The organism is Streptomyces sp. BR123 (genome assembly GCF_013401435.1).
Lineage (GTDB): Bacteria > Actinomycetota > Actinomycetes > Streptomycetales > Streptomycetaceae > Streptomyces.
On the sequence record NZ_JACBGN010000510.1, the window covers coordinates 1 to 2,763 of the forward strand.

The 2,763-nt window shown below is 76.3% G+C and carries 4 protein-coding genes; 1 reads left to right on the forward strand and 3 read right to left on the reverse strand.

From position 1 onward, the window contains the following. Positions 1-170: 170 nt before the first annotated feature. A complete protein-coding gene (locus HYE82_RS35685; protein WP_179178381.1) occupies positions 171-1,094 on the forward strand; it encodes a LysR family transcriptional regulator in 924 nt (307 codons plus the stop codon). 333 nt (positions 1,095-1,427) lie between these two features. Here HYE82_RS35685 and HYE82_RS35690 read toward each other — a convergent pair whose 3' ends face one another. The 3 genes from HYE82_RS35690 to HYE82_RS35700 all read right to left on the reverse strand — a co-directional run bounded on the left by HYE82_RS35690 (position 1,428) and on the right by HYE82_RS35700 (position 2,725). Continuing rightward, positions 1,428-1,742: a DUF1876 domain-containing protein gene (locus HYE82_RS35690; RefSeq protein WP_179178382.1), complete on the reverse strand. Its 315-nt coding sequence runs from the start codon at positions 1,740-1,742 to the stop codon at positions 1,428-1,430. Between the two features lie 11 nt (positions 1,743-1,753). Further along, complete coding sequence (locus tag HYE82_RS35695; RefSeq protein WP_179178383.1) at positions 1,754-1,954, reverse strand: DUF5988 family protein; 201 nt, start codon at positions 1,952-1,954, stop codon at positions 1,754-1,756. A 63-nt stretch (positions 1,955-2,017) separates the two neighbouring features. Next, on the reverse strand, positions 2,018-2,725 hold the full coding sequence (locus HYE82_RS35700) for a gamma-glutamyl-gamma-aminobutyrate hydrolase family protein (protein ID WP_179178384.1): 708 nt from the start codon (positions 2,723-2,725) through the stop codon (positions 2,018-2,020). Positions 2,726-2,763 lie beyond the last annotated feature (38 nt).

The window sequence follows — 2,763 nt, forward strand, 5'->3', positions numbered from 1 at the left end:
TTGTGTATAAGAGACAGGTCGGGAGCGCGGTGCCGGCCTTGTGGGCCGTCCCGGCGCTCCGGGAGGGGTCTTCGTGGGGTCGCACGAGGGTGGTGGCCATGGGCCCAGCGTCGTCGCGGGGCGGTCCGGGCGGCAGGGGCCGCACTTCTATGAGGCCATAAACTGACTTTATGGGTAATGAGGAGTGGATTCCGCTGGTGCACCGGGTGCCGGATCTGGGCGCACTGGAACTGCTGCTCGAGGTCGCCCGGGTCGGCAGCCTGAGCGGGGCGGCCAAGCGGATGGGCATCACCCAGCCCGCGGCGAGCAGCCGCATCCGGGCCATGGAGACCCGGCTCGGCGTCGCGCTCGTCGACCGCTCGCCGCGGGGATCCACGCTGACGGCGGAAGGCGCGCTCGTCACGGACTGGGCGCGGCGGGTCGTCGAGGCCGCAGAGGCCTTCGACGCGGGCGCGCAGGCGCTGCGCGGGCAGCGGGACTCCCGGCTGCGGGTCGCCGCCAGCATGACCATCGCCGAATACCTGCTGCCGGGCTGGCTGATCGCCCTGCGCGGCCAGCGGCCCGGCACGGCGGTGTCCCTGCACGCCGGGAACTCGGCGGTGGTGGCGCATCGGGTGCTCGCGCACGAGGCGGACCTGGGCTTCGTGGAGGGGCTCACCGTTGCGGAGGGGCTGGACTCGGTGGTGATCGCACAGGACCGGCTGGTGGTGGCCGTCGCCCCCGCTCACCCGTGGGCGCGCCGCGCCGGGCCGGTCACCGCGGCCGAGCTGGCCTCCACCCCCCTGATCCTGCGGGAGCGGGGGTCGGGGACCCGGCAGGTGCTGGACGGGGCGCTCGTCGGGAGCGGGGGGCTTGCGGCGCCGCTGCTGGAACTCGCGTCGACGACGGCCGTCAAGGCGGCGGCGGTGAGCGGGGCGGGGCCCTGCGTGCTGTCGGAGCTGGCGGTGGGGGACGAGCTGGCCGCGCGGCGGCTGGTGGAGGTTCCCGTGTCCGGGGCGGCGTTGGGGCGGGCCTTGCGGGCCGTGTGGCCGGCGGGGGCCCGGCCGGCCGGGCCGGCCAGGGACCTGCTGTCCCTGACCCGCGTCAGGGCGTAGGCCCCCGTCGGCTCTCCGGCCGCGGGCCGGCGGGTGGCCGGTCGCGCGGTTCCCCGCGCCCCTGACTCGGCTTCCGCCGGTTCTTCGCGTGCGGGCCGGCCGGCTGTGGTTTCTCGCGCAGTTCCCCGCACCCTGCCGGGGCTTGGGCCGGTGCCTGGGTGCGGTCGCGCAGGGGCGCGGGGAGCTGCGCGACGAGCGCCAACGGGCCCGCACCCGGAGAACGGGCGCGAGCACGTCAGGGGCGCGGAGAACGGTGCGAGCAGTCTCCGGCCGGGCCGCAGCGCGGGGGCTGCGCGGCAGCCGCGGCGGGGCCGGACTTCGCGGCGCGCGGGGTCAGCGGCCGCGGCGGGTGGGGTCTTCGGCGTCCTGGGGCCAGCCGTAGGAGGTGCGGGGCGGCTCGGGGACGGCGCCCATCGACGCCAGGTCGCGGTCGGCGGCACGCATCAGCTGGCCGGCGAGGTCCCGCATGGCCCGGCTCGCGGCGAGCTCGTCGCCGATGGCCGGCACCTCCACGTCCTCGGGGTTGCAGCGGGCCGAGCCGCGGCCGACGAGCTGTGTGGTACCGGTGTCCAGGACGGCCCGGGCGCGGGTGGTCCCGCCCTCCTCGGTCAGCGAGACACCGACCTTCCATTCCGCGGTGTGTGTCATGGCATGCCTCGTCATTCGGCGATCTCGGTCCGTTCCCACCACTCGAACACGGGCAGCCGGCCCTGGGGACCGTCCTGCTGCCGCTCCGTGGCCCGGAAGTGCTCGTACCCTCCGCGGTGCTGGATCTTCACGTCCTCGCCGGGGGCGGGAGCCTCGACGACCCGCTCGGGCAGGTCGGCCGGTCCGCCCTCCAGGACTGCCTTGTTCGTCATGCCTCCAGTGTTCCGACCCGCCGGACGCCCCGCACGTCGGCGCCGTCCGGCGGGCCGGACCGGTCACCGGGCGGGGGCCGGGCTGTGTGCGGCCGCCGCGGCGACCAGGGCCTCCAGGACGCGGGTGTCCTTGTCCCGCTCCGGGTGCCACTGCACGCCCACCACCCAGCGGTCGGGGTCGGGCAGCTCGATCGCCTCGACCGTGCCGTCCACCGCGTGGGCGGAGGCGATCAGGCCGCGGCCCAGCCGCTCCACCGCCTGGTGGTGGTACGTCGGCACCTCCGCCTCCTCCGGGACCAGGTCCGCGTACCGGGTGCCGGCGACCGGGCGGACCGGATGCCAGGACATGACGCCCGGGGCGTCGACGTGGCCGTCGATGTGCTGGACCAGCGTGCCGCCGAGCGCCACGTTCAGCGCCTGCATGCCCCGGCAGATGCCGAGCAGCGGGCGGCCCGCCGCGAGGGCGGCCCCGACGAGGGCGAGCTCCCACTCGTCCCGCTGCGTCGCCGGCGGTCCCGTACGCGGGTCCCGCTCGGCCCCGTAACGGACCGGGTCCAGGTCGGGGCCGCCGGCGACGACCAGGCCGTCCACCCGGCTCAACACCTCCGCCGCGGTCCCGGGTTCGTCCGGCGGGAGCAGCACGGCCGCGCCGCCCGCCGCCTGGACGAGTTCGTAGTACCCGGAGGGCACGAGGGACGTCGGGACGTCCCACACCCTGAAGCGGGTGGATTCCTCCACGTAGGTGGTGATGCCGATGAGCGGCCTGGGCACGAGTGCCACCTCCAGGGGCGTTTCGGGGAGGGCGGGCG

Coding starts and splice junctions, on each gene's coding strand:
- HYE82_RS35685 (WP_179178381.1), top strand. CDS start 171: ATGGGTAATGAGGAGTGGATTCCGCTGGTGCACCGGGTGCCGGATCTG.
- HYE82_RS35690 (WP_179178382.1), bottom strand. CDS start 1,742: ATGACACACACCGCGGAATGGAAGGTCGGTGTCTCGCTGACCGAGGAG.
- HYE82_RS35695 (WP_179178383.1), bottom strand. CDS start 1,954: ATGACGAACAAGGCAGTCCTGGAGGGCGGACCGGCCGACCTGCCCGAG.